The 23701-nt window shown below is 70.1% G+C and carries 26 protein-coding genes and 1 pseudogene; 6 read left to right on the top strand and 21 right to left on the bottom strand.

Features of this window, described 5'->3' with window-relative positions:
- Window positions 1–30: 30 nt before the first annotated feature.
- Genes ACIBGM_RS19720 through priA form a run of 8 tightly spaced genes read right to left on the bottom strand, consistent with a single transcriptional unit; the run spans window position 31 to window position 8681 of the window.
- On the bottom strand, window positions 31–513 hold the full coding sequence (locus ACIBGM_RS19720; protein ID WP_360522209.1) for a MarR family transcriptional regulator: 483 nt from the start codon (window positions 511–513) through the stop codon (window positions 31–33).
- Complete coding sequence (hisF, locus tag ACIBGM_RS19715) at window positions 510–1271, bottom strand: imidazole glycerol phosphate synthase subunit HisF (protein WP_360522212.1); 762 nt, start codon at window positions 1269–1271, stop codon at window positions 510–512. The genes ACIBGM_RS19720 and hisF overlap by 4 nt, the downstream gene beginning before the upstream one ends.
- A gap of 46 nt (window positions 1272–1317) precedes the next feature.
- Complete coding sequence (locus ACIBGM_RS19710) at window positions 1318–1896, bottom strand: hypothetical protein (protein WP_360522215.1); 579 nt, start codon at window positions 1894–1896, stop codon at window positions 1318–1320.
- 8 nt (window positions 1897–1904) lie between these two features.
- On the bottom strand, window positions 1905–2837 hold the full coding sequence (locus tag ACIBGM_RS19705; protein WP_360522218.1) for a lysophospholipid acyltransferase family protein: 933 nt from the start codon (window positions 2835–2837) through the stop codon (window positions 1905–1907).
- Entirely contained in the window at window positions 2837–4417 is a 1581-nt protein-coding gene (locus ACIBGM_RS19700; protein ID WP_360522221.1) for a lactate racemase domain-containing protein, read from the bottom strand. The genes ACIBGM_RS19705 and ACIBGM_RS19700 overlap by 1 nt, the downstream gene beginning before the upstream one ends.
- A 33-nt stretch (window positions 4418–4450) precedes the next feature.
- The gene (locus tag ACIBGM_RS19695) at window positions 4451–5647 is read right to left on the bottom strand and encodes a zinc-binding dehydrogenase (protein ID WP_360522224.1); all 1197 of its coding nucleotides are present in this window, start codon (window positions 5645–5647) and stop codon (window positions 4451–4453) included.
- Window positions 5644–7947: an HAD-IB family hydrolase gene (locus tag ACIBGM_RS19690; RefSeq protein WP_396386367.1), complete on the bottom strand. Its 2304-nt coding sequence runs from the start codon at window positions 7945–7947 to the stop codon at window positions 5644–5646. The genes ACIBGM_RS19695 and ACIBGM_RS19690 overlap by 4 nt, the downstream gene beginning before the upstream one ends.
- A complete protein-coding gene (gene priA, locus ACIBGM_RS19685; RefSeq protein WP_360522230.1) occupies window positions 7944–8681 on the bottom strand; it encodes a bifunctional 1-(5-phosphoribosyl)-5-((5-phosphoribosylamino)methylideneamino)imidazole-4-carboxamide isomerase/phosphoribosylanthranilate isomerase PriA in 738 nt (245 codons plus the stop codon). The genes ACIBGM_RS19690 and priA overlap by 4 nt, the downstream gene beginning before the upstream one ends.
- A gap of 123 nt (window positions 8682–8804) precedes the next feature.
- Here priA and ACIBGM_RS19680 point away from each other — a divergent pair, with 123 nt between their 5' ends.
- A complete protein-coding gene (locus ACIBGM_RS19680; protein WP_396386366.1) occupies window positions 8805–9926 on the top strand; it encodes a cytochrome P450 in 1122 nt (373 codons plus the stop codon).
- Between the two features lie 11 nt (window positions 9927–9937).
- Here the strand turns inward: ACIBGM_RS19680 and ACIBGM_RS19675 are convergent, their stop codons facing one another.
- On the bottom strand, window positions 9938–10159 hold the full coding sequence (locus ACIBGM_RS19675; RefSeq protein ID WP_396386365.1) for a hypothetical protein: 222 nt from the start codon (window positions 10157–10159) through the stop codon (window positions 9938–9940).
- On the opposite strand from ACIBGM_RS19675, the gene ACIBGM_RS19670 reads away from it, so the two are divergent.
- A complete protein-coding gene (locus tag ACIBGM_RS19670; RefSeq protein WP_396386364.1) occupies window positions 10158–10346 on the top strand; it encodes a hypothetical protein in 189 nt (62 codons plus the stop codon). The genes ACIBGM_RS19675 and ACIBGM_RS19670 overlap by 2 nt on opposite strands.
- Here ACIBGM_RS19670 and ACIBGM_RS19665 read toward each other — a convergent pair.
- Window positions 10327–11091, bottom strand: coding sequence for a methyltransferase domain-containing protein (locus tag ACIBGM_RS19665; protein ID WP_396386363.1), 765 nt, complete (start codon window positions 11089–11091; stop codon window positions 10327–10329). The genes ACIBGM_RS19670 and ACIBGM_RS19665 overlap by 20 nt on opposite strands.
- Window positions 11092–11141: 50 nt before the next feature.
- On the opposite strand from ACIBGM_RS19665, the gene ACIBGM_RS19660 reads away from it, so the two are divergent.
- Window positions 11142–11618: a GAF domain-containing protein gene (locus ACIBGM_RS19660; RefSeq protein WP_360522245.1), complete on the top strand. Its 477-nt coding sequence runs from the start codon at window positions 11142–11144 to the stop codon at window positions 11616–11618.
- On the opposite strand, the gene ACIBGM_RS19655 is transcribed toward ACIBGM_RS19660, so the two are convergent.
- Window positions 11605–12384 (bottom strand): sulfite exporter TauE/SafE family protein, encoded by a 780-nt coding sequence (locus tag ACIBGM_RS19655; protein ID WP_396386362.1) that lies wholly within the window; start codon window positions 12382–12384, stop codon window positions 11605–11607. The genes ACIBGM_RS19660 and ACIBGM_RS19655 overlap by 14 nt on opposite strands.
- Before the next feature lie 124 nt (window positions 12385–12508).
- On the opposite strand from ACIBGM_RS19655, the gene ACIBGM_RS19650 reads away from it, so the two are divergent.
- From ACIBGM_RS19650 to ACIBGM_RS19640, 3 genes are read left to right on the top strand one after another with little or no spacing between them, the layout of a single operon-like run.
- A complete protein-coding gene (locus ACIBGM_RS19650; protein WP_396386361.1) occupies window positions 12509–13309 on the top strand; it encodes a GNAT family N-acetyltransferase in 801 nt (266 codons plus the stop codon).
- Between the two features lie 24 nt (window positions 13310–13333).
- Window positions 13334–13726, top strand: a complete 393-nt coding sequence (locus ACIBGM_RS19645) for a YciI family protein (protein WP_360522255.1) — start codon at window positions 13334–13336, stop codon at window positions 13724–13726.
- A 26-nt stretch (window positions 13727–13752) separates the two neighbouring features.
- Entirely contained in the window at window positions 13753–14979 is a 1227-nt protein-coding gene (locus ACIBGM_RS19640; RefSeq protein WP_360522258.1) for a DUF6596 domain-containing protein, read from the top strand.
- 1 nt (window position 14980) lies between these two features.
- Here the strand turns inward: ACIBGM_RS19640 and ACIBGM_RS19635 are convergent, their stop codons facing one another.
- The 10 genes and pseudogenes from ACIBGM_RS19635 to ACIBGM_RS19590 form a co-directional block, all read right to left on the bottom strand.
- Entirely contained in the window at window positions 14981–16336 is a 1356-nt protein-coding gene (locus tag ACIBGM_RS19635; protein ID WP_360522261.1) for an FAD-binding oxidoreductase, read from the bottom strand.
- A 203-nt stretch (window positions 16337–16539) separates the two neighbouring features.
- Window positions 16540–18303 (bottom strand): proline--tRNA ligase, encoded by a 1764-nt coding sequence (locus tag ACIBGM_RS19630; protein WP_396386360.1) that lies wholly within the window; start codon window positions 18301–18303, stop codon window positions 16540–16542.
- A gap of 221 nt (window positions 18304–18524) precedes the next feature.
- Window positions 18525–19165: pseudogene (locus ACIBGM_RS19625) on the bottom strand (M14 family zinc carboxypeptidase).
- A 117-nt stretch (window positions 19166–19282) separates the two neighbouring features.
- Complete coding sequence (locus ACIBGM_RS19620; RefSeq protein WP_360522266.1) at window positions 19283–20107, bottom strand: GNAT family N-acetyltransferase; 825 nt, start codon at window positions 20105–20107, stop codon at window positions 19283–19285.
- Window positions 20108–20134: 27 nt separating this feature from the next.
- Window positions 20135–21391: an MFS transporter gene (locus ACIBGM_RS19615; RefSeq protein WP_396386359.1), complete on the bottom strand. Its 1257-nt coding sequence runs from the start codon at window positions 21389–21391 to the stop codon at window positions 20135–20137.
- Window positions 21392–21581: 190 nt separating this feature from the next.
- Window positions 21582–22058, bottom strand: coding sequence for a GNAT family N-acetyltransferase (locus ACIBGM_RS19610; protein WP_360522272.1), 477 nt, complete (start codon window positions 22056–22058; stop codon window positions 21582–21584).
- Window positions 22055–22693 carry a VOC family protein gene (locus ACIBGM_RS19605; RefSeq protein WP_360522275.1) on the bottom strand — a complete coding sequence of 213 codons (639 nt, stop codon included), beginning with the start codon at window positions 22691–22693 and terminating at the stop codon, window positions 22055–22057. Before ACIBGM_RS19605 ends, ACIBGM_RS19610 begins: the two co-directional genes overlap by 4 nt.
- The gene (locus ACIBGM_RS19600) at window positions 22690–22854 is read right to left on the bottom strand and encodes a CopG family transcriptional regulator (RefSeq protein ID WP_360522278.1); all 165 of its coding nucleotides are present in this window, start codon (window positions 22852–22854) and stop codon (window positions 22690–22692) included. Before ACIBGM_RS19600 ends, ACIBGM_RS19605 begins: the two co-directional genes overlap by 4 nt.
- Window positions 22855–22943: 89 nt before the next feature.
- Entirely contained in the window at window positions 22944–23276 is a 333-nt protein-coding gene (trxA, locus tag ACIBGM_RS19595; protein ID WP_396386358.1) for a thioredoxin, read from the bottom strand.
- On the bottom strand, window positions 23273–23641 hold the full coding sequence (locus ACIBGM_RS19590; RefSeq protein ID WP_360522284.1) for a MerR family transcriptional regulator: 369 nt from the start codon (window positions 23639–23641) through the stop codon (window positions 23273–23275). The genes trxA and ACIBGM_RS19590 overlap by 4 nt, the downstream gene beginning before the upstream one ends.
- Window positions 23642–23701: the final 60 nt, after the last annotated feature.

Genomic DNA, 23701 nt, shown 5'->3' with positions numbered 1-23701 from the left:
CTGCGAGGAGCGGAGCGGAGGGCGGGTGGTTCAGGTGAGGTCGTCGTTGAGGCGGGTTAGTAGGCGGCCCAGGGCGGCCAGGTCTGTGGGGTTCCAGCGGTCGAGGATGGCTCGGAACTCGGTTTGGCGTTGGGAGCGCATGGCTTCGAAGCGGTCGGCTCCCACGGTGGTGAGGCGGAGAAGGCGGGCGCGGCCGTCGTCGGGGTCGCCGACGCGTTCGATCAGGCCGAGGGTCTCCAACTGGGTGATGCCGCGGCTGACGGTCGACTTGTCCAGGCCGAGCGCCTGGGCGACGTCCGACGCGCGCACGCCCGCCCCACCGCCGGCCGAGCCGAGCTCGATCTGGGAGATCAGCGCGTAGCCGGCCGCATCCATGTCCGGGTGCACCCGGCGGGCCAGCCGCAGCGACGCCGACCGCGACCGCCGGAACAGCGCCGACAGCTGCTGCTCGATGTCCGCGACCAGCTGCTCGTTCTGCTCGGACCGCTCGGTCTCCTGCGTGTCCACGGTCACCGGACCACGATCCCGGCGTCGCGCAGCGCCTTCTTCACGTCGGCGATCCGGAAGTCGCCGAAGTGGAACACGCTCGCCGCCAGTACGGCGTCCGCCCCCGCCTCGACCGCAGGCGGGAAGTGCTCGGGCGCGCCCGCTCCCCCACTCGCGATCAGCGGTACGTCGACCACCGCCCGGACCGCCCGGATCAGCTCCAGGTCGAAACCCTGCTTCGTCCCGTCGGCGTCCATCGAGTTCAGCAGGATCTCCCCCGCCCCCAGCTCACACCCGCGCTGGGCCCACTCGATCGCGTCCAGCCCGGCCGACTTCCGGCCGCCGTGCGTGGTCACCTCGAACCCGCTCGGCTGGTCCGGCGCCCGCCGTACGTCGAGGGACAGCACCAGCACCTGGTTGCCGAAGCGGTGCGCGATCTCGCGGATCACCTCCGGCCGGGCGATCGCGCCGGTGTTGATGCCGACCTTGTCCGCGCCGGCCCGCAGCAGCCGGTCCACGTCGGCCGCCTCCCGGACCCCGCCGCCGACGGTGAGCGGGATGAACACCTGCTCGGCGGTCCGCCCGACCACGTCGTACGTCGTCTCCCGGGAGCCCGAGGACGCGGTGATGTCGAGGAAGGTGAGCTCGTCGGCGCCCTCCGCGTCGTACACCTTGGCCATCTCGACCGGGTCCCCGGCGTCGCGCAGATCGATGAAGTTGACACCCTTGACCACCCGCCCGGCATCGACGTCCAGGCAGGGAATCACTCGCACGGCAAGACTCACGCGGCCAAGCGTACCGATCCCCACGTCTCGGTCCGGTGAACGTGTCTCAGAGCAGCAGCGCGCGGACGACCGGCCAGGCGATCAGGACGCCGGCGCCCGCGGCGGCCACCAGCACGAGCGCGTGCAGCGGGTTGCGTTTGAAGGCCGGGTCGACACCGAGCTCGCGAATCATCTCCAGCGAGCCGACGGCGTCCCGATGCTCGACCGGGAGCCCGATCGCCGTGGTCACCTCGGCGAGCGTCTCGGACGACCACAGCCAGCGCGCGGCGCCGATCCGGTTACCGTCCGCCGCAAGGATCACCAGGATGCCGATCGGCAGCGACCACTTGACCCGGCCGATCGAGAGCACCCGCACGAGCCCGGCGCGGGGCAGCACTCTCGGCGGTCCCCAGGCGCTCGCCTTGTAGGCGACGGTCTCGGCATCGATCGAGAATCCGGCGTCACGGAAGGTGACCCAGAACATCAGCGCCAGCACGGCGACCAGCACGACGTACAGGCAGGCCGCGATCGGCCAGCTGACCGCCCAGGTCGCGAGCGAGGCGCACAGAACGGCGAGCATCACCAAGTACGTGCCGGCCAGGATCCAGAACGGTCGACCGGCCGAGGCGAACCTCGGCCGGACCATGAGTGGCGTCACTTCCAGGCGCGGCGTTTGGTGCCGGCAGGCTTCATCGGGGCGGTCGACTCCCAGACCCGGCGCCAGCGGGCGGCGTCCGGACCGGACTGCGACGGCGAGGCCCCCGCGGCGACCCGACGGCGGGCCTCCCACCAGGTGGTCGACTCCTCGTCCAGCAGGGCCGACACCGCGGCGGAGATCTTCGGCGCGAACTCCCGGGCGCTCTCACCCTCGGCCGGGCTGAGCGGATCGCCGTACCGGACCGCGACCGTCGGGCGGCCGGGAACCGGCCAGCCGCGACCGCGCGGCATCGCGGCGAACGAGCCCTTGATCCCGACCGGGATCACCGGGACGCCGTGCTCGACGGCCAGGTACGCCGCCCCCATCCGGAACCGCTCCATCCAGCCGTCCGGCGACCGGGTGCCCTCCGGGAACACGACCACGTTCCAGCCGTCCGCGAGCAGGTCGCCCGGGGTCGAGCTGAGCTTGCCGCCGCGGCGCTCGATCGGGAACGTGTTGAACACGATCGCCGACGCGGTCGCCCGCCACCAGGTGTCGAAGAAGTAGTCCGCCGCCGCGGCCACGGCCGTCTTGCGGCGCATCGCGTCCGGCAGCGTGCAGAGCAGCAGCGGGGTGTCCAGGTGCGACGAGTGGTTCGCCACGATCAGCGCCGGGCCGTTGACCTTGAGCAGCGAGTCGAGCCCGCTCACCTGCGGGTTCACCTCGAACCGCAGCACCGAGTTCAGCGCGCCCTTCTGCAGCACCTCGCGGACCGCGATCGCGGCCGGGGTCCGGGCCCACCTGGTCGGGAAGACCGAGGTCTCCTTCGGGATCACGTACGGCTCGGCCGACCGCGGCACCTGCGGCCGCCGGCCCCACCGCCACCCGCGCGCGACCTGCTTCACGTCGCGCGCGGTGTCGCGGCTGAACTTCACCAGGCTGGTACCCATCAGCGCACGTCCGCGAGCAGGTGCGGCGGGTTGTGCAGGTAGGTGATCGACGGCGACCGGCCGACCGAGTGGCTGACCATCTCGAGCGCGTCCTGCAGCGTCGACGCGGACCGGAAGCCCATCCGCTCGACCGTCTTGCGGTTGGCGCCGACCCAGACGATGTCGCCGCAGTGGTCCAGGGCGTGCGAGATCCAGTACCACATGTAGAACGGGTGCACGCCGTGGTACGCGTACGACGTCCGGTACAGGTGGATGTACCACGGGTCCTCGGCGTACTGCTTCTCGAACTTCGCCTCGATGGTGGCCGGGTCGGTCGACTCCGACAGCACCTCCTCGAAGAAGTCGACGTACGACGGGTGGTGCAGCTGGCTGAACTCGTACGGCACCGGGTGGTAGAGGATGACCGCGCCGTCCTTGCGGACGATCGGGTTCCCCCGGTAGGCGTTGAAGTGGTAGCCCAGCCCCATGCACGCGGCCAGGATCGGGTTCATCACCGAGTTGACGTTGTACGGGCCGAGGTAGGGCACGCCGATGATGCCGACGTCGGACTGGCCCTGCACCTCGACCAGGTGCTGGCGGTGCACCATCTCCAGCGTCTTGTCGTGCACCGGCTCGATCGCGCCGGCGTTCACCCCGGTCAGCTCGTAGTTCGCCCGGACGTCGGTGAAGATCCTGTGCCGCAGCTTGGCCGGCGCCGCGGCCAGCCCGCGCTTGGTGGCCAGCATCGAGGCCTGGTCCTTCAGCGACCACTCCCACTCGCGCTTCTGCAGGAACTCCAGGCCGCCGCCGAAGATGTTGTTGTTCAGCGTCGTCTCGATCTGGAACACCTTGACGTTCTGGGTCAGCACCTCGCCCATCCGCCAGGCGGAGTGGTGCATCTTGGACGCCTTGTGGTCCATGAACGACCGGGAGTGGATCATCGTGTGGCTGTTGTGGTGGTGCTTCAGCGACTTGTACGACGCCAGCCCGATCGACGTCGACTTGTGGCCGCCGTCCATCGCCACCAGGTTCACGTTCACATAGACCAGCAGGTCGGACTCGGCCGCCCGCTTGGAGATCTCCACGTCCTCGCCGTGCCGGGTCTGGCCCAGGTGGGTGAGGTTGTCGCGGTCCTCGGCGTCGAAGTTGTAGAGCTTGCCGTCGGGGAAGAACGACCGGAACACCCGTTCGCCGACGATGTCGCGCAATTCGTTCGGGGTGAGCCGGCGGTGCAGCGCGTTCGCCGAGATGATCTCGACGTCGTCGACCCCGGCGTCGGCGGCCATCGTCAGCACCGCCTCGATGATCCGCTGCCGGATGTCCGGCTTCTTCATCGGCGGCAACGGCAGCGAGATGTCGTCGAACGCGATCGTCAGCCGCATCCCGGCCGTCAGCAGCTCCGGCAGCGGCTCGGCGTCGATCGGGTTCAGCAGCGCGTTCTGGATCGCCTCCTCGACGTCCCGGACCGGCGGCAGCGCCTCCGGCGGGTACACCACCCGGGTGCCGAGCGGGAAGCGCTCCAGCTGGAAGCCCTCACCCGAGTGCACGATCAGCGGCGGCGTCCGGTCGTCCACCTCAAGCACAAAACCTGGCCGAGACATGTCACAAACCCTCTCGTCGTACGTTCAGCGCCCTCATGAGGCCCTCACATCGAAAGCAACCTTGACCGTGCCCAGTCGGCCGGCCGAATGCGCGTGGTCGATCGCCTCGCGCCAGCGGTACAGCGGGTAGCGCGCACCGACGATCCCGTCCAGCGGAGCCTTGCCTGCCAGCTCCAGGGCGGTCTCGAAGGCCGGCTTGTCGTTCGGCTCCTCCCGCGCGGAGGCGTAGGTGCCGGTCAGCTCGAGCTCGCGGAACCACACCGGCGACAGGTCGGCGCCGCTGGCCGGCATCCCGGACAGCAGCACCCGGCCGCCGGCCTTGGTCACCCGCAGCACGGTGTCGATCGAGTCCTTGCTGCCGACCGCGTCCACGGCGATGTCCACACCGCCGAGCAGGAACTCCTTGGCCATCTCCGGCTTCAGCCGGAAGGCTCCGGTCGAGCGCCGTACGCCGCGGAACACCTCGTCGGGGGCGACCACGTCGCTGGCGCCGAACGCCCGGGCCAGCTCCCGCTGCTTCGCGTGCTTGGCGACGACGGTGATCCGGCCGGCCTGGGTCAGCTCGCGCAGCGCCAGGGTCGCGAACAGGCCGACTGCGCCGGCTCCGCTGATCAGGATCGACTGGCCCGGCTCCACCTTCGCCCGCAGCGCGGTGTGGACGGCGCAGGCCAGCGGCTCGGTCAGTACGGCGCGCTCGTCGGACATCCCGTCCGGCACCGCGTACAGCTGGCTGCGGTGCGCGACCATCACGTTGCCCCAGCCGCCACCGGTGTCCTGGCAGAACCCGGTCTGCAGGCCCGGCGCGACGTGCCCGACCGTGATCCGGTCACACCGGTTGGTGGTGCCGGACGCGCAGCCCTGGCACGGCTCGACGCCGCGCGCGGCACAGGTGAGGACGGAGTCCATCACCACCCGGGTGCCCTTCGGCAGGTCCCCGCAGTCGTCGAGCAGCTCGCCGACGATCTCGTGGCCGGGCACGAACGGCATCGAGACCATCGCCGAGAAGTACAGCTTGGTCGAGCCAGTGACCATGCCGAGGTCGGAGCCGCAGATCCCGGACAGGATCGGCCGGATCCGCGCCCAGCCCTCCCGCTCGGCCTTCGGCTCGTTGATGGTGACCAGGCGCAGCGGCGCGGCCGGTCCGGTCAGGATGCCGGGAATCCGGCCGCCGACCGCCTTGGCCGCCAGGAACTTGGCCGGCGACCGGTACATCTCCAGCGCGAGCATCATCGGGCGTTCACCCCTGGCAGCTCCAGTCTTGACGAGGTGGACGGGGTCTTCCAGTCGACGATCTGCCAGCGCGCGGCCCGGGCGGCCCGGAACAGCGACACGTCCGGCGAGACCGCGACCGGGTTGCCGACCACCTGCAGCATCGGCAGGTCCGAGTGGCTGTCGGCGTAGGCGTAGGACTTGGACAGGTCGATGTTCGTGCCGCGGGCGCGGTGCTTGATCCACGCAGCCCGGGACTCCCCGACCAGCGGCGGCCCGGACAGGAACCCGGTGCACCGGCCGCGGTCGTCGACGGCCAGCTCGGCGGCGACGATCTCGTCGAACAGCGGCTCCAGCGGCCGGGTCAGCGGCCGGATCGCGCCGGTGATCAGGATCGTCTTGTGCCCGGCCGCGCGGTGCTCGCGGATCCGCCGTACGGCGTCCCCGCTCAGCCGCTCCAGGACGTGCTCGGCGAGCAGCTCGTCGACGATCCGGTTCAGCTCCTCGAGCTCGGCGCCCTCGTAGCGGCGGTAGATGGTCCGCAGGAAGGTGCCGCGGTCCTTGCGCTCGGCCGAGATCAGCTTCGGCAGCCGGCGAAGCATCGAGCCGATCTCGCCGAGCCGCTGGTGGCTGTCCAGCTCGGGCAGCCGCATCCACAGGTAGGTCTCGATCACGTTCGACGACAGCAGCGTGCCGTCCATGTCGAACGCGGCGATCACCTCGGCGTCTGTCTCGCTGCCTGCCGGCTCGCCGATCTTCTTGAGCACACCGGCGGACTCGGCCAGCGCCTTGTTCCGCTTCTTCCGTACGACGTCCAGCCGGCGCAGCGAGTCGGTGACACTCGGGCAGTGCACTTCCTGCAGGTAGTGCTGCCAGTCGACGATCGAGGTGTCGCACCAGAACTTCTCCTGGTCGTCACCCTCGAGCGCGTTGTGCAGCGCCAGCACGTTGTCGTCGATGAACTGGAGCTCGGCCTGCGCGTACTCGGAGTACAGATCCATGTAGCGGCGGAGGAAGTCGAGGCGGCGCTTCTGGACGTCGAGCTCGCGCGCGTACTTCCGGGTCCGCTCACTGCGCGGGACGGTGGTGATGATCTTGTCGGCGATCTTGTGCGCGCGTTCGCCGTACCGCAGCATGCTCTCGACCGAGTCGCCGCCGGGGAACTTCCACACCGGCAGCCGGACCGCGCCGCGCTCGCCCAGATCGAACGGGTGCTTGGAGAAGTAGGCGCGGACCCCGGCGTACAACTGCTCGAACGTCAGCGGATTCCGTGCACCTGAGCTGACGTGGTAGTACTCCGGCTTCGACAGCTCCGGCTCGGTCGCCATCACCGCGCAGATCGCGCCGACCACGTGGTCGACCGGGATGATCTCGACCACGGAGTCCGGACTGGCCGGGAACTCGGGCAGCTCGCCGCGGCCGTAGGCCAGGATCAGCGGCTCGGCCATCTTGAAGCCCTCGATCCAGCCCGGGTGCGGGCTCTGCACCGCGGACTCGATGATGGCCGGGCGGACGATCGAGGTCGGCAGCGTGGCCGAGAACTCCTCGACCACGCGCTCGCCGAGGGCCTTGGTGAAGGTGTAGCAGTCGGTCCAGCCGAGGCTGCGGGCCCGCTCGGTGCCGGTCTCGACCAGCTTCTTCGCGACCCACTCGGTCCGCCGGCGCTCGGTGTCGGCCGCCGCGGTCAGATGACCGGCGCGGCGGTGCAGCTTCTCGGCATCCTTGCGGAACTTGGCCAGCATCGGGGCCGACCGGGACTGCTCCTCGACCCGGGCCTTCATCGCCATGCCGGCCTCGGCCTCGGCCCGCCAGTCGACGTTGTGGTCGACCGGGGCCTCCGGGATCGCGCCGCGCCGGCGACCGGCGGTGTACGCGGTGGAGATGTGCACGTAGTGCACCGCCCGCCCGGTCTCGACGATCCGCTCGAGCAGGCTCTTGGTGCCGAGCACGTTGGTCGTGAACGCCTCGTGGATCGGCGGGTCGAAGCTCACGTCGCCGGCGCAGTGCACGACGATGTCGAGGTCCTTCGGCAGCTCCGGCACGTCGGCCAGGTCGCCCTCGACCACCTCGATCCGGGCCGCGGTCAGCGCCTCGGCGTCGGCGTGCGGGGTGCCCTCGCCGTAGAACGGCTTGAAGATGTCCTTCTTCAGCAGCTGCGCCATCCGGTCGGCGCCCTTGAGGGAGCCCTTCGGCCGGATGATCGCGACCACCGTCGTCCCGGGGAGGTCGCCGATGATCCGGTGCAGCAGCGCCTCACCGACGAACCCGGTGACGCCGGTGACCAGGACCTTCTTGTCCTTGAGCTTGTCGGCCAGACTCACTTGTCGCCTCCACGCGTGAGCTCGAGTGCCTCGGTCAGGGTGAACGCACCGGCGTACAGGGCCTTGCCCACGATGACGCCTTCGACGCCGTCCTCGACCAGCGTGCTCAAAGCCACGAGATCGTCGAGGCTGGAGACGCCGCCGGAGGCGATGATCGGCTTGTCGGTGCGCGCGCACAGGTCGCGGTACAGGTCCAGGTTGGGGCCCTGCAGCATGCCGTCCTTGGTCACGTCGGTGACGACGTACCGCTCGCAGCCGGCCGCTTCCAGCCGCTCGAGCACCTCGTAGAGGTCGCCGCCCTCCTTGGTCCAGCCGCGGGCCGCCAGGGTCCGGCCGCGGACGTCGAGCCCGATCGCGACCCGGTCGCCGTACTGCTGGATGATCCGGTCGCACCACTCCGGGTTCTCGAGCGCGGCGGTGCCGATGTTGACCCGGCGCGCGCCGGTGGCGAGGGCGGCCGCCAGGGAGTCGTCGTCGCGGATGCCGCCGGACAGCTCGACCTGGACGTCCACCTTGCCGGTCACGTCCGCGAGCAGCTCACGGTTGCTGCCGCGGCCGAACGCGGCGTCGAGGTCGACCAGGTGGATCCACTCGGCGCCGGCCTCCTGCCACGCCATCGCCGCCGCCAGCGGATCGCCGTACGACGTCTCGCTGCCGGCCTCCCCTTGCACCAGCCGGACCGCCTGACCGTCCGCCACATCGACGGCAGGCAGCAGCACCAGGTTCTCAGACATGGCCCACACCCTAGATGGCCTTAGTTCGGCATTCGTCACCCGCTGCCCCGCTGAGTCGTTGAGATCCAATCTGTCTCAGCAATACCACTCTAGAAGGTGGTCTGCTCGTTTTAGGGTGGCTGAATGGTCACCGTGGAGGAGCTCGAGATGGATCCGCATCCCGCGCTGGCGGCGCTCCGTCCGATCGGCTGGGTCGACGCGCTCCGTGGCTGGGTGGTCGCCGGCCGTTCACTCGCTCTCGAGGTACTGCGGGATCCGGAGACCTTCACCGTCGACGACCCGCGGTTCTCGACCGCGCAGGTGGTCGGACCGTCAATGCTCTCGCTGGACGGCGCGACGCACAAGGCGCACCGCGGTCCCTTCGAGGAGCCGTTCACGCTCGCGGAGACCCGCCGGCGGTTCACCCAGCCTGTCCAGCAGACCGTCGACGAACTGGTCGGTGCAATCCGGGCAGACGGCAGCGCAGACCTCCGGCGGACCGTCGCCGGGCCGTTGTCGGTCGCGGTCGTCGCCTACTCGCTCGGCCTGCCGCCGGCGTCGGCGTCGACGGTTCTCGACTGGTACACCGCGATCTCCGACTCGGTCTCCGGCGTCGCCGCCGGTCGTCCGGTCACGGCCGAAGGCTCGAAGGCGTTCGCCGCCCTGCACGCACACGTTGCCTCAGGCATCGATTCGGCCGACTCGCTGATCGCCGCGGCCGCCGGGGCCGGGCTCGGTGTCGACGAGGTGGTCGCGAACGCCGCCGTCCTGATGTTCGGCGGGATCGAGACCACCGAAGGCATGATCACCAACGCCTTGTGGCACCTGCTCAACCACCAGGACCAGCTGGACCTGGTGCTCGCGGACCCGTCGCTGCTGCCGAACGCGATCGAGGAATCGCTTCGCCTCGAACCTGCCGCGGCGGTGGTCGACCGCTACGCCACCCGCGATGTCGAACTGGCCGGTGCGTCGATTCGCCGGGGAGGCTTCGTCACCGTGTCGTTGGCGGGTGCGGGCCGGGATCCGGCGTTGTTCCCGTCGCCTGACGATTTCGACGTACGCCGTACGAACGCCCGTCGGCACCTGGCGTTCGCCAGCGGTCCGCACATCTGCCTCGGCATGCACCTGACCCGTCTCGAAACGCTGACCGCGGTGAGCGCAGTGCTCGCGTTGCCAGGCCTCCGGCTGGATCCGTCCTCCCCGCCGCCGCGCGGGTTGGTCTTCCGCAAGCCGCCGGCGCTCAACGTCAGCTGGGATGTGACCTGAGAGCACGACCGCTATGCACAGCAGGCAGCCGATGACGGCGGACGCCAGCGCCCAGCTGGTGGTGCCGTCGTCCACGGAGGCCGCGAAAGCGACGGTGACACGCCGAGCCCGACACCGAACGCAATCGCCAGCAGGGTCAGCCGCCCGAGCACCGCGGCGACAACCAGGAGGGCGACGACGAGCAGATCGACAACCACGAACTCCACCGGGTGGTCTCCGACGATCAGCAACATGCTGGCGGTGTACCGACGGACAGCCGACGAGCTGGCGGCGCTCGAGATCCGTTGGCTGGCGAAGGCAGCGGATGACCGCGATCTACTGGCCGAACGTGCGGTGATCGGCACCGTGCTCGGCGACGCCCTGCTCACCGCGGCCCGGCGCGAAGCCCAGAAGGCCGCTTCTAGGACCCAGTTCGGCTGAGTGGCAGCATCGCCGCGGGATGGACGGGCAGGCGCCGGTCCGGATCGCGGTCAGCGTCGGCGGCCAACCGGGCGAAACCTGCCTCGATCTCGTCCTCCGGCAGGCGTTCGAACGTCGACAGCGCCCGGAGTTTGAGCCGGTCGTAGCTCTCGCGCAAGGTACGCGGCGGCTCGGTGGTCACCCAGACCACGTCGTCAGCGGGTGTCAGACCTGCCTTGCGCGCAAGGGACTTCACGGCGTCGACGGACAGGTACATGCCGGCGTCGACGGTTCGTGCGGACGGAAAGTAGTCGTACCAGAACAGGTCCGGCATCAGGTCCGCGAACTGGCTGCGCAGGAACGCCACTCCCCCGGGCTTCAGCACTCGGCGGACCTCCTCGAGCGCCTGCTGCTGGTCCCGGAAGTGGTGGAACGACAGGAACATCAGCACGCCGTCGACCGATGCCTCCGGCAACGGGATCTCCTCCGCGCTGCCCTTCCGATAGACCACGTCCGGGTGCACAGCGGTCGTTTCGGCGATCTCCCGCATCCGGTCCGACGGCTCCACGCCGTACACCGGACCGCCGAACGCGTCGGCGAGCCCAGGCGTGAGGCGGCCGGTCCCGCTGCCCAGGTCCAGCAGGGTCAACGGCCGTTCACCCGGTAGGTAAGGCTGGAACGCATCAGTCCAGCGCTTGACCTCGTCCACGGTCATTCCTCGCCCCGCGGCGTACACACTGCTCAACCGTCCGTTGTAGTCGACCATGATGCGGACCCTACTGGCGAATCGCCGCCCGCGGACCGCACAATGACGGCATGACGAACCTGGCGGATGCGCAGTCGCTGGCCGAGGTCGGCGACATCGTGCGTGTCGAGGCCCGGCGGCTCACCGGCGCGCAGGGCGCGACCTTCGTGCTGCGCGAGCAGGACCGTTGCTTCTACGCCGACGAGGACGCGATCGCGCCGCTGTGGAAGGGGCAGCGGTTCCCGATCACGAGCTGCATCAGCGGCTGGGCGATGCTGCACGACGAGACCGCGGTCGTGCCAAACATCGAACTCGACGAACGCATCCCGCTCGAGGCGTACCTGCCGACCTTCGTCCGCAGCCTGCTGATGGTGCCGGTCGGCTCACCGACCCCGGTCGCCGCGATCGGCGCCTACTGGTCCCGCCACCACCGCGCCACCGACGACCAGATCGACGTCCTGCAGGGCCTGGCGACCCGCACGGCCGAAGCCATCCAGCGGATCGGCTTGGCCGACGCGCCCTGGGCCCCGACGTTCACCAACCGCTGACGACGTCGTAGCCCAATCGAAGGATCAGCGCGGAGACGACGACCAGGAAGATGATCCGGACGAACCGGCTGCGCCGGGCCACCGCGGTCCGGGCGCCGAGCAGGCCGCCGAGCATGTTGGCCGCGCCCATGACCAGGCCGAGGATCCACAGCGGGGCGCCGTTCACGGCGAAGATGACGATCGCGCCGAGGTTGGTGGCCACGTTGGCGATCTTCGCCTTCGCGCTGGCCTGCAGGAAGTTGTAGCCGAGGAAGCCGACCAGCGCGAAGATCAGGAACGACCCCGTCCCGGGCCCGACCGCGCCGTCGTAGAAGCCGATCAGCACGCCGACCACACTCGCCGCGACGTAGTGATCACGGCCGTCGAAGCGCAACGCCGTACGCGCGCCGAGCGACGGCTTCATCGCGGTGTAGATCGCGACGCCGATCAGGAGCACCAGCACGATCGGCTTGAACCAGGACATCGGGATCTTCGTCGCCACCAAAGCGCCGGCGGCGGACCCGAGACCGGCCAGGATCGCCAGCGGGATGACGGTCCGCTTGTCCGGGCGCACCTTGACGCCGAAGGTGACGGCGCTGGTCGCCGTACCGCACAGCGAGGAGATCTTGTTCGTGGACAAGATCTGCGCCGGGGTCGCGCCCGGCAGGCCGAGCAGCATCGCCGGGAGCTGGATCAGGCCGCCACCGCCGACCACGGCGTCGATCCAGCCGGCCGAGAAGGCCGCGACCACCAGGAAGACGAGGGTCCACAGGGAGATGTCAGGCACGGCGGCACACCAGGCGGAAAGCACTCACCCGGCCATCATCAGGTAAGGACGTTGTCCCAAAAAACCCTTACACCGGCGGACGTGACCCACGACATATCCGGCGGCGCGGTGCCACAGTGGGCGCATGGCGTCCTCGATCGTGCCACCCGAAGGCGAGTCGCTCGCCACCGGCTGGGAACCGGACCTCGCACCGGCCGACTCCCTCGTCCGCCAAGCGGTCCTCGCGCACGCCTCCTGGGTGACCGAGGGCGCCCGCCGGGCCGGCAAGCCCTGGTACGACGGCGACACCTGGGCCGGCGGCTTCCTCGGCGACCGCGGGCCGTTCACGAACCTGATCGTGGCGAAACAACCGGTCGACCCGGCCGAGGTGCTCGCCGAGGTCGCGCGCCGGCTGCCGAACAACGTGCCGTACCTCTTCGTCAGCCCCTGGCCGACCCGCGACCTGCGCGAGCACGGGCTCGCCCTGGTCGGCCATCCTCCGCTGATGGTCCGTTTCCCCGACGCCACGGCGACCCCGCCGGTCACCGATCTCGACGTCCGCCAGGTCACCGACTCCGCCGGGCTGGCCGACGCCGAGCGCGTGTTCATCGAGGGCTATCCGGTCCCGGAGCTCCAGCCCGTCGAGACCGGCGTGCTGTACGCGGCGACCTTCCTCGACGGACCAACCACAGTCTGGGTCGGGTACGACGGCGACGTACCGCTCGCCACCGCCGTCGCCCACAACGCCGCCGGTGTGACCGTCGTCGAGAATGTCGCGGTCATGCCCGCCGCCCGCGGCCGCCGAGCCGGGGCCGCCCTCACCTGGACCGCCGCCACCCACCACGACCAGCCGTCGGTCCTGCTCGCGTCCGACGACGGCCAGCCGGTGTACCAGCGCCTCAGCTACCTGCGCATCGAACGCTGGACGGTCTGGATCCGGCCCTGATCCCTGGATCGGGACAATGGGTGGGTGAAGTTCCTACTGCTGATCCACAACAACGCCGAAGCGCTGGCCGGGCTGACCCCGCAGCAGCAAATCGAGCTGGCGGGTGACCGTGAGCGCCTGGCCGCCCGGGTCCGCGAGCTGCGGGCGAGCGGAGAGCTGTTGTCCGTCCTCGCCCTGGACGACCCGTCGACGAGCCAGAGCGCCCAGCTGGTCGCCGGGACGCCGGTAATCTCGGACCGGCCGTTCCTGGAGACGAAGGAGTTCCTGGCGGGCGCGCTCCTGGTGGACTGCCCGACGATCGAGCGGGCGCTGGAGCTCGCCGCCGAGGTGCCGGCGCTGGAGCTGCGCCGGATCGAGGTCCGGCCGGTCATGGAGCTCGGCGACGCCGACTTCGCCCCGGGCGCCGCAATCAGGTGACCGGCCGCCAGATGCCGGACGGTCAGGTGACTGGCGGCTTGGAGGCGGCGATCCGGGCTGCTGCGCCGCGGGCGCTGGCGGCGCTGGTCCGGCGGTACGACGCCTTCGACCAGTGCGAGGACGCCGTCCAGGAGGCGCTGCTCGAGGCGTTCGTGCAGTGGCGGGCGAACGGCGTACCCGAGCACCCGGTCGGTTGGCTGGTCAGTGTCGCGACGCGGCGGCTGATGGACGGCTGGCGGCGCGACAACGCCCGGCGGCAGCGCGAGCTCAACGACTTCCTCCGGGAGCCGGCGGACGCGGAGCAGGTTGCCGACTACCGCGAGGACGCCGACGACACCGTCCGCCTGCTCGTCCTGTGCTGCCACCCCGCGCTGACACCGGCGTCGCAGGTTGCTTTGACGCTGCGATCGGTCGGCGGCCTGACCACGGCCGAGGTAGCCGCCGCACTGCTCGTCGGGGAGCCGACCGTGGCACAGCGGATCAGCCGGGCCAAACGGCTGATCCAGGACGCCGGCGCGCGGTTCGAGCTGCCGACTGGCGCGGAGTACGGCGTACGCCTGCGAGCAGTCCTGCACGTCCTGTACCTGATCTTCAACGAAGGTCACACGGCCAGCGCGGGCGAGGACCTGCAGCGCGTGGACCTGGCAGCTGAGGCCATGCGCATCACGCGTCTCCTGCATCAGGCCACGACCGGGTCGAGTGAGGTGACCGGGCTGCTCGCGCTGATGGTCCTCACCCACGCGCGCCGGGACGCCCGCACCGGTCCGGGCGGCGACCTGATCCCGGCGGACCGGCAGGATCGCACTCGCTGGTACGCCGACGAGATCGCCGAGGGCACCCGGCTCGCAGAGGACGCGCTGCGCTCGGGACCCGTCGGCGCGTACCAGCTCGAGGCTGCGATCGCCGCCGTACACAGTGAGGCCGATGCGGTGGAGAGCACCGACTGGGAGCAGATCGCCGGCCTGTACCGGATCCTCGCGCAGGTCGATCCGGGACCGATGGTGACACTCGGCTCGGCGGTGGCGGTGGCGATGACCGAGGGCCCGCAGGCCGGGATCGCGATCGTCGACGGGCTGGCCGGCGACAAGTACCTCGGTGACCACCACCGGCGGTTGTCGGTGCTCGCCCACCTGCACGAGCTTGCCGACCGGCCCGACCTGGCCCGCGCGAACTACCTCGCCGCCCTGGACCGCACCCGCAACACCGCCGAGCAGAACTACCTCCGCGAGCGGATCGCCCGCCTCACCGACTGACTCACGCCGCCGGTGGGATGCGCTCGGCGGGCGGGACCGTGAGGGCGCTGTGGAAGACGTCGTCCGGGTCGACGGCCTGCTTCAACGCCGCCAGCCGCGCGCGGTGCGCCGGCGGGTAGCACCGGTCGAGGTCGGCCGTGGCCGGATGCGACAGGAAGTTCGCGTACGCGCGCTCCGGGTCCAGTGCCTCCCAGAGCCAGTCGAAGCCGGCCACCTGCGATCCGTGCAGGTCGATCGACCCGATCAGCACCGAGTTCAGCATGAACTGCGCCTCGCGGTGCGCGAACGCGGTCGCGTCCGAAGGCATTGCGCCGAACGCACCGCCCAGCGCCCGGATCTCCACCGCCATCGCGGGCAGCCGTAGCCGGGCCTCGAGGAGCTGCTCGCTCAGCTCCGGCGACCACTGGTCGAACAGCCCGTTGCGCACGCGCGGCGTCCAGTCGGCCGGCATCGACTCGTTCGAGAACACCTCTGCGTACGGGATTTCGGCCACGGTGTCGGTGAGCACCGTGCCCAGGTCCCGCAGCGATTTCAGGATCTCGTCCCGCGTGGCCTCGTCCCCGGCGATGCACACCATCACCGCGACCGGTGCCTGCCGGTCGGCCATCATCGTCGGCGGCAACTGCAGCGACGACGACAGCTCGTCCGGCGCGTTCACGACGTACTCGGACCAGCCTGCCAGCACCTGTCCCGCCTGCGTCCACGGGAACAGGAGGGTGCCGAAGTGCACTGTCGGCCGGTGTACGGCGGCGATGTCGTACGACGTCACCACGCAGAGGCTCCCCGCGGCGCCGCGCAGTCCCCAGAACAACTCGGGTTCGGTCGCCGCGTCGACCCGCCGTACCGTCCCGTCCGCGGTGACCACCTCGGCCGCCACGACGTGGTCGATCGCGAGCCCGTGCTTGCGCACCATCCACCCGATCCCACCGCCGGCCATCAACCCGCCGACTCCCACACCGGCCGTATCGCCCGACGAGATCGCCAGTCCGGCCTCGCCCAGCCGCTCAGCCACCTGCCCCCAGGTAGCCCCCGTCCCGATCCTGACCACGGCGTCGTCTCGGATGGCAACCTCATCCATCGGCCGGACGTCGATCACCACTCCCCCGTCGTTGGTCCCGAACCCGGCCATGTGGTGCCCACCACTCCGTACCGCCACCTCCAGCCCGTGCGCCTCGGCGAACCGCAGCGCCGCGGCAACATCTCCAGCCTCCGCGCACCGCACGACAACCGCCGGCCGCCCCTCGGCGACCAACGTCCGCGCAGCCTCCTGATACCCCGCATCCCCCGCGACGACAACCTCACCGACCACATCCGCCCGAAGCCTCTCGACCCCACGCGTCCCAACACCCTGAGCCATCTCAACCCCTCGATCCCAGCGCCCCCTTGGCGCCTTCGCCCCGAGATCGAAGCCGACCGGCATCCCTCGACATCCCCCAGCAAGAAATCTTCGAGGAGCCGAAGTGGTGACAAACCACCGGCCCCGACTCCGGGGGTGTGGAGTGGGGGCCGATGGGTGGTGTGGTGGCGACGGCAGGCCGCGGCGCTGCGGCCGCCGGTGGTTCAGCTGCGGACCGTGGTGACCAGGTGGTCCACGACCTCGGCCACGGGGATGTTGGCGCGGTCTCCGCTGCGGCGGTCCTGGACCTCGATGGTGCCTTCGGCGAGGCCCTTACCGACGACGGCGATGGTCGGGACGCCGAGAAGCTCGGCGTCCTTGAACTTCACGCCCGGGGCGACCTTCACGCGGTCGTCGTAGATGACCGTGAGGCCGCGGGACTCCAGCTCGGCGGCGAGCTCGGCGGCCTTCTCGAAGACCTCGGAGTCCTTGCCGGTGGCAACCAGGTGGACGTCGGCCGGCGCGATCTCCCGCGGCCAGACCAGGCCCAGCTCGTCGTGGTTGCCCTCGGCGATCGCGGCCACCGCGCGGGTGACACCCACGCCGTACGACCCCATCGTGACCGTGACGAGCTTCCCGTTCTGGTCCAGCACCTTCAGGTCGAGGGCGTCGGCGTACTTCCGGCCGAGCTGGAAGATGTGCCCCATCTCGATCCCGCGCGCGGTCTCCAGCGGACCGGACCCGTCCGGCGCCTCGTCACCGTCGCGCACCTCGGCGGCCTGGATGGTGCCGTCGGCGGTGAAGTCGCGGCCGTGCACCAGGTTGATCACGTGGAAGCCGGACTTGTCCGCACCCGTGACCCACGCCGACCCCTCGGCGATCCGGGGGTCGAGCAGGTAGCGGATCCCGGAGGTGTTCTCCTTGCCCAGCACGCCCGGCCCGATGTAGCCCTTCGCCAGCGAGGGGATCTTCTCGAAGTCGGCCTCCTCGAAGGCCACGACCTCGGCCGGCTCGAGCTGCGCGCCCAGCCGCTTCTCGTCGATCGCGCGGTCACCGGGCACGCCAATGGCCAGCGGCTCGCGGGTGCCGTCGGGGTGCACGACCGTGACCAGCACGTTCTTCAGCGTGTCCGCGGCGGTCCACTCGCGGCCGTCGGCGCGCGCGTGCTTCGCGTTCAGCGCGTCGACCAGCGTCTCGATGGTCGGGGTGTCCGGGGTGTCGACGACCTCGGCCGCGGGCACGTCCGACGCGTCCACCGGCGCCGCCTGCGGGACCACGACCGCCTCGACGTTCGCGGCGTACCCACCCGGCGAGCGGACGAAGGTGTCCTCACCGTTCTCGGCGATCGCCAGGAACTCCTCCGACCGCGACCCGCCCATCGCGCCGGACATCGCCTTCACGATCACGTAGTCGAAGCCGAGCCGGTCGAAGATCTTGATGTAGGCGTCGCGATGCGCCTCGTACGACGTCTCCAGCCCGGCGTCGTCCACGTCGAACGAGTACGAGTCCTTCATCACGAACTCGCGCCCGCGCAGCACGCCGGCCCGCGGCCGCGCCTCGTCGCGGTACTTGTTCTGGATCTGGTAGATCGACAGCGGGAGGTCCTTGTACGACGAGTAGAGCTCCTTCACGACCAGCGTGAACATCTCCTCGTGCGTCGGACCGAGCAGCATGTCGGCGCCCTTGCGGTCCTTCAGCCGGAAGATGTTCGGACCGTACTCGGTCCAGCGGCCGGTGGCCTCGTAGGGCTCCCGGGGCAGCAGCGCCGGGAACACCAGCTCCTGCGCGCCGATCGCGTCCATCTCCTCGCGCACGATCCGCTCGACGTTGCGCAGTACCCGCAGGCCCAGCGGCAGCCAGGTGTAGATGCCGGGCGCGGTCCGCCGGATGTAGCCGGCGCGGACGAGCAGCTTGTGGCTCGGGACCTCCGCGTCCGCCGGGTCCTCGCGAAGGGTGCGAAGGAACAGCGACGACATGCGCAGAATCACGGGAGTCTCCAAAAGCCTGACAGAAGATGGATGGAACATTGGACGTCACAGAGGATATCCGTCCGGCGACCATGCTCTCACCACGTTATCCACAGCCCACGCGCACCCAGCCGCCTCATTCGGTCTCGCGCGACGCCCTCAGGGCCCATTTGATCAGCGGAACCTGGAGCGGCAGCCGCGCCCAGCCGCGCACGCCATGCGCGGAGCCTACCGGACGGTAATCACGGCAGCTTCCCGTACGGCGCCGCCGCGGCCCGGGCCGCGTAAACCAACGCTGGTTTCAGAATCGGCCAGAACGTCGACGACACGCACGAGTACGCCGGCAGGAACCTCGCGCAGGCCCCCGACGCCGGCCCGATCTCGAAGGTGTACGCCGGCACCCCGCGCGTCCCGTACAGCCAGTCGTCCGTCGCCCCCGGCGCCAGATACCCCACCCCGCCGTCCCCGGTCGAGACCGGATACCCGGTCAGCGCGCCCATCTTCTTGCCCAGAGCAACCAATGCGGCCTGGTCCGGCGCAGCGGTGTTCGTGTAGCCGTACGGCGCCAGGATGTCGTTCCCGAAACTGTGCAGACTCAGCATCACCCCGGTCGTCGGCGGGGCCGCCGGATCGTTCACCTCCCCTTTCCCATCAGGGAAGATCGCCTCCAGCAACCCCTGGATCGCGACCGTCTCCGGCTCCGACTCCGCCTTTGGACCGGGATAGGTCTCGTCACACGGCCCGCCCTGCTGCACGTCCCACTGGAACGGAGCAACGACGTGATCTCCGGGTCCACGCCGTACGACGTGACCAGCAGGTCGATCCATCGGTACGCGATCTCGCCGGTCGCGATCTCGCGCGCATGGATCTGCGAGTGCAGCACGAACTTCGGCTTATTCCCGTTGCTGTCCACCGCACAGTCCCCCGCCGCGAGCTTGGTGATGCACAGAGCCTGAAAGCGCACCAGCGGTCACCGCAGCATCACGGTGGGCGCCCAGTATCAGAACAGGATCGTCGCGAACGTCTCGATCGTCCGGAACCCGACCCGCTCGTACGCCGCCCGGGCCGGGACGTTGAAGGCGTTCACGTACAGCGTCACCACCGGCGCGATCTGCCGGGCCAGCTCGACCACCGCCGCCATCCCCGGTGCGGCCAGCCCGCGGCCGCGGAACTCCGGGTCGACCCAGACCCCCTGGATCTGGCAGACGCCGGTCCCGACCGACCCGACCTCGGCCTTGAACACCACCCGGTCGTCCTCGATCCGCGCGAACGCCCGCCCGGCCCGGATCAGCTCGGCCACCCGCGACCGGTAGAACGTCCCGTCCGGCCCGGTCTGCGGCGGGACCCCGACCTCCTCGGTGTACATCGCCACACAGGCCGGGTAGAGGATCGGCAGCTCGACCGGTTCGACCTCCCGGACCAATGGATCCGGGGCGATGGCCGGCGGTCCCTCGATCACCATGAACGGCTGGTTGTCGCGCACCTCGCGGGCCGGACCCCAGTGCGGTTCGAGGGTGTTCCACAACTGCTCGACCGCGCGCGCCTGGCCGAGGATCTGGAAGCAGTTCCGCCCCCGCCGCAACGCGTACGACGCGAACGCCCGCAGCGCAGCGTCGTCCGCGCCGACCGGCACCATGTTGCCGCCCGCGTGGCACAGCGCTTCGAGCACGCCCTTCTCGACGTACCCCCAGACCTCGGCGCCGCGCCGTGGATCGAGTCCGGACGCCTGCACCAGGCTGTCGACGAACACGTTGACGACCGGGTCGCGGCCGATCACGGCACGCGCCGCCGCGAGGTCACGAGGACCGAGAACCCGAACGCCCACGCGCAGAACCTAGCCGATGATCCCCCGTCAAGCGCGCAACGGGTCGTGAGCGTCCGCGATCCGGCGCAACGGCGAGGTCCAAGCGACTGCCACGGCGGCGAACCCGAAGGCACCCATCACGACCATCGCGGTGCGGACGCCGTACTGGTTCCCGAGTAGACCACCGGCGATCGAGCCCAGCGTCCAGCCCACTCCCCACGACAGCATCCGGCCGGCCGTGTTGACGCGGCCGAGCAACTGCTCCGGCGTCACCTGCTGCCGGTAGGAGATCGAGTTGACGATCACCAGCACGTACGCCGAGCCCCACACGAGCAACGCGAGTGCGGCCAGGGCCCACCCCGGCATCAGCGCCGTCACGATCCCGAGCAACGCCGACACCGGCAACGCGTACAGCGTGATCGCGGCCGGTGGCATCCGCTTCAGCAGCCGCGGCAGGCCGAGCGCGGCGATCAGCCCACCGATCCCCCACGCGCCCCAGACGAGTCCGAACCGCACTCCCGACGTACCGATGTGCAGGATCCGGTCGCACCAGACCACCATCAGCGCGACGAACCCGCCGCCGGCGAACGACTGCAGACTGCCCACGATCGTCATCGTCCGGACGCCGGGATGCCGGACCAGGAACCGCACGCCCTCCGCGATGTCCGCGAAGATCACCCGCGGCCGCAGCGGCTGCTGCCCGTCCCGCCGCTCCGACATCGCACGCACGATGCCACGAACGGCGACCGCGGACGCGACGAAACTCAATGCGTCGAGAGCGAGCAGGCTGGCCGGGTTCAGCACCGCCAACGCCAGGCCGGCGAGCGCCGGGACGAACAGCTCGACCAGGCTGGACGCCGTCCAGACCGCCGAGTTCGCCTGCGCGACCCGGGCCCGCCCGACCAGCACAGGGAGCGCGCCGAAGTTCGCACCGTCGAAGAACGTGAAGACCGCCTGTACCGCGAACCCGACCACGAGCACCTGCGCGACGGTCAGCACGCCGAGCAGGTGCGCGACCGGGATCGACCCGATCAGCACCGCGTTGACCAGATCCGCCGACACCATCACCCGCTGCCGGTTCCACCGGTCCGAGAGCGCGCCGGCGAACAGCCCAGTCAGCAGGTACGGCGCCGCCTCGAGCGCCGTCGTGAGCGCGGTGAGAAACGTAGATCCACTCAGCCGGTAAACGAGCACCGGCAGCGCGACCGCCGTCACCATCGACCCGGTGAACGACAACACCCGAGCGACCCAGTACCGCCGAAAGTCCGGATCGTCCCGCAACCGCACCGGTTCAGTCACTGTCATGCGGGGCACCCTGCAACCTCAAGCCGTCTGGAGGTCAAGGCGGTGTCTGATGGTCCCGCGCCGTAGCGAGCAGGTGCTCGGTGCGGTAGCTCGGCGTGCTGGAGTGAAGGCCTCGATGTGGTTTCATCGTGGCCTTTGCTCCAGTGCGGCGAGATGCCGTGCCGAGTGCCGCGCAGTAGGCGGGGGACCATCAGAGACCGCCACGACTCATCCACATCGTTTCGACGCCGAGGTCGCGGTCGGGGGTGCGGGGTGGGTCGCCGAAGCCGTTGGCGCGGTAGAAGCGGATTGCCTTCTCGTTGCCGACCAGGACGTCCAGCAGCAGTTCCGACGTACCGGCCGGCAGAGCCTCGATCGCCGCGTCGAGCAGCGCCTTGCCGACGCCCTTGCCCTGGTGATCGGGCAGCACGTACAGCTTCCACATCACCCAGAACTCGTCCTCCCGACCGAGCCCGACCACCCCGACCAACTGCTCACCGTCGGCCGCGACCAGCGTGATCCCGCGGCGCATGCCCCGCTCCACCGCCTCCGGTGACCAGTACTGCGCCAGGCCGTCGGCGATGAACTGCTCCGAGACCAGACCGCCGTACGCCGCCGGCCAGGTCTGCAGCCCGATCTGCCGGATGCCCTCGACATCCCCGAGCTCGGCCTTCCGAACCTCGATCACCCGTGCACCACCACCGTCTCCCCGTCCGGATCCACGATCTCCAGACCATCATCGGTCCGGGTGGCCTGCGCACCTATCCGTCGCAGCATGTCGTCCAGATCCTCGGAGGTGGTCAGCCCGAGCCGGACGGCCGGCTCGTCACCGGCGGCGAAGTACACCTTCTGGTCGACGCCGAGCACGCCCAGCAGCCGCTCCCAGGCGGGCTGATCCGAGACCGTCAGGTGTGGCGTCACCGCCAAGCGCTCATCCGGCTGCGCGTCGAGCTCGCGGTAGCCGTACAGATCCTTGCTGCGTTCGTCGATCCACAGCTTCGTCCCGTCCGGCCCGGCAACCGACAGGACGCGCCCGAACGCCTCGTCGAAGATCGTCGCGTCGTCGTAGCCGGCGTTCTCGAGGGTCGTCTTCAGCTCGTCGATGTCTTCGGCCACGAACGTCAGCCTGGTCTGACCCGGCCGGCCGCCGGTGTCGCTGGTGGCCGCGTCGTGCAGCGAGACAGCTCCGCGGCCGGCCAGCAGCACCGCCCAGCCGCCACGCTCGGACTCGATCCGCGCCCGCAGGCCGAGGGTCTCCAGGAACGCCTGCATCGCGTCCACATCGGCCGTGAACCGCAGCGGCCGGATCATCACATCGTTCATCCTCGTGCCTCCCCATGCTTGTCCAGGTACTCCGTCAGTGCGAGCTCCACCAGCGCGGACAGGCTGACCGCCTCGTCGATCGCCTTGTGCTTCACCCGGCGAACCAGCTCCGGCGGCAGGTACACGTTGAACTGCGCCTTCTTCCCGCCTTCATCGCTCATGCCTAGGATGCTAGCAATCTAGCTAGCTACCAAGCAAGGTACGACGAAGCCCGCCGGCGGAATCCACCGGCGGGCTTCCTCAGCGGCGCTCAGACGACGGCGTGCAGGGCGTCGTCGAGCTCCTTGACCAGCTTGTGTTTCGGGCGGGCGCCGACCACCGACCAGATCACCTCGCCACGGTGGAACAGCATCAGCGCGGGCAGGGCCATCACCCGGTAGCTCGCCGACACCGCCGGGTTCTCGTCGGAGTTCAGCTTTACCACCGTCAGGTCATTGCGCTCGGCATCGATCTGCGCCAGCACCGGCGCGATCTGGTGGCACGGCGGGCACCACTGCGCCCAGAAGTCCACCAGCACCGGCTGGTCCGCCTGCAGTACCACCTCGTCGAAGGTCGACTCGTCGACCGTCCGCAGGTCACTCATCCTGTTCTCGTCCTCCAGCTCTCGGCATCGGCCAGGAGGTCGGTCAGCCGGGACCTGAGCTCGGTGAGCTCGGTGATCCGCCGGTCCACGTCGGCGATCCGGGTCCGGTACGCCGCCAGCGACGCCGGGCACACGTCCGCCCGGTCGTTGCCGGCCCGCAGGCACTCGATGAACGGGTACGTCTGCTCCGCGGTCAGGCCGAGCGACAGCAACGCCTTCACCTCCCGTACGACGACCACGTCCTCGGCCTCGTACGCGCGGTAGCCGTTGGCCTCCCGCCGGGGCTTCAGCAGTCCCTGCGCCTCGTAGTACCGGACCGCCTTGACCGTCACCCCGGCCTCGGCCGCCAGATCACTGATCCGCATCCCGCCTCCTTCACCCCGACGCTAAACCTTGCCCCCAGGGTCAAGGTCAAGCCAGCATAT

Source organism: Kribbella sp. NPDC050470, assembly GCF_044458365.1.
Lineage (GTDB): Bacteria > Actinomycetota > Actinomycetes > Propionibacteriales > Kribbellaceae > Kribbella.
The sequence above is the reverse complement of the archived record's forward strand: the minus strand, read 5'-3'. Positions and strand labels throughout refer to the sequence as shown.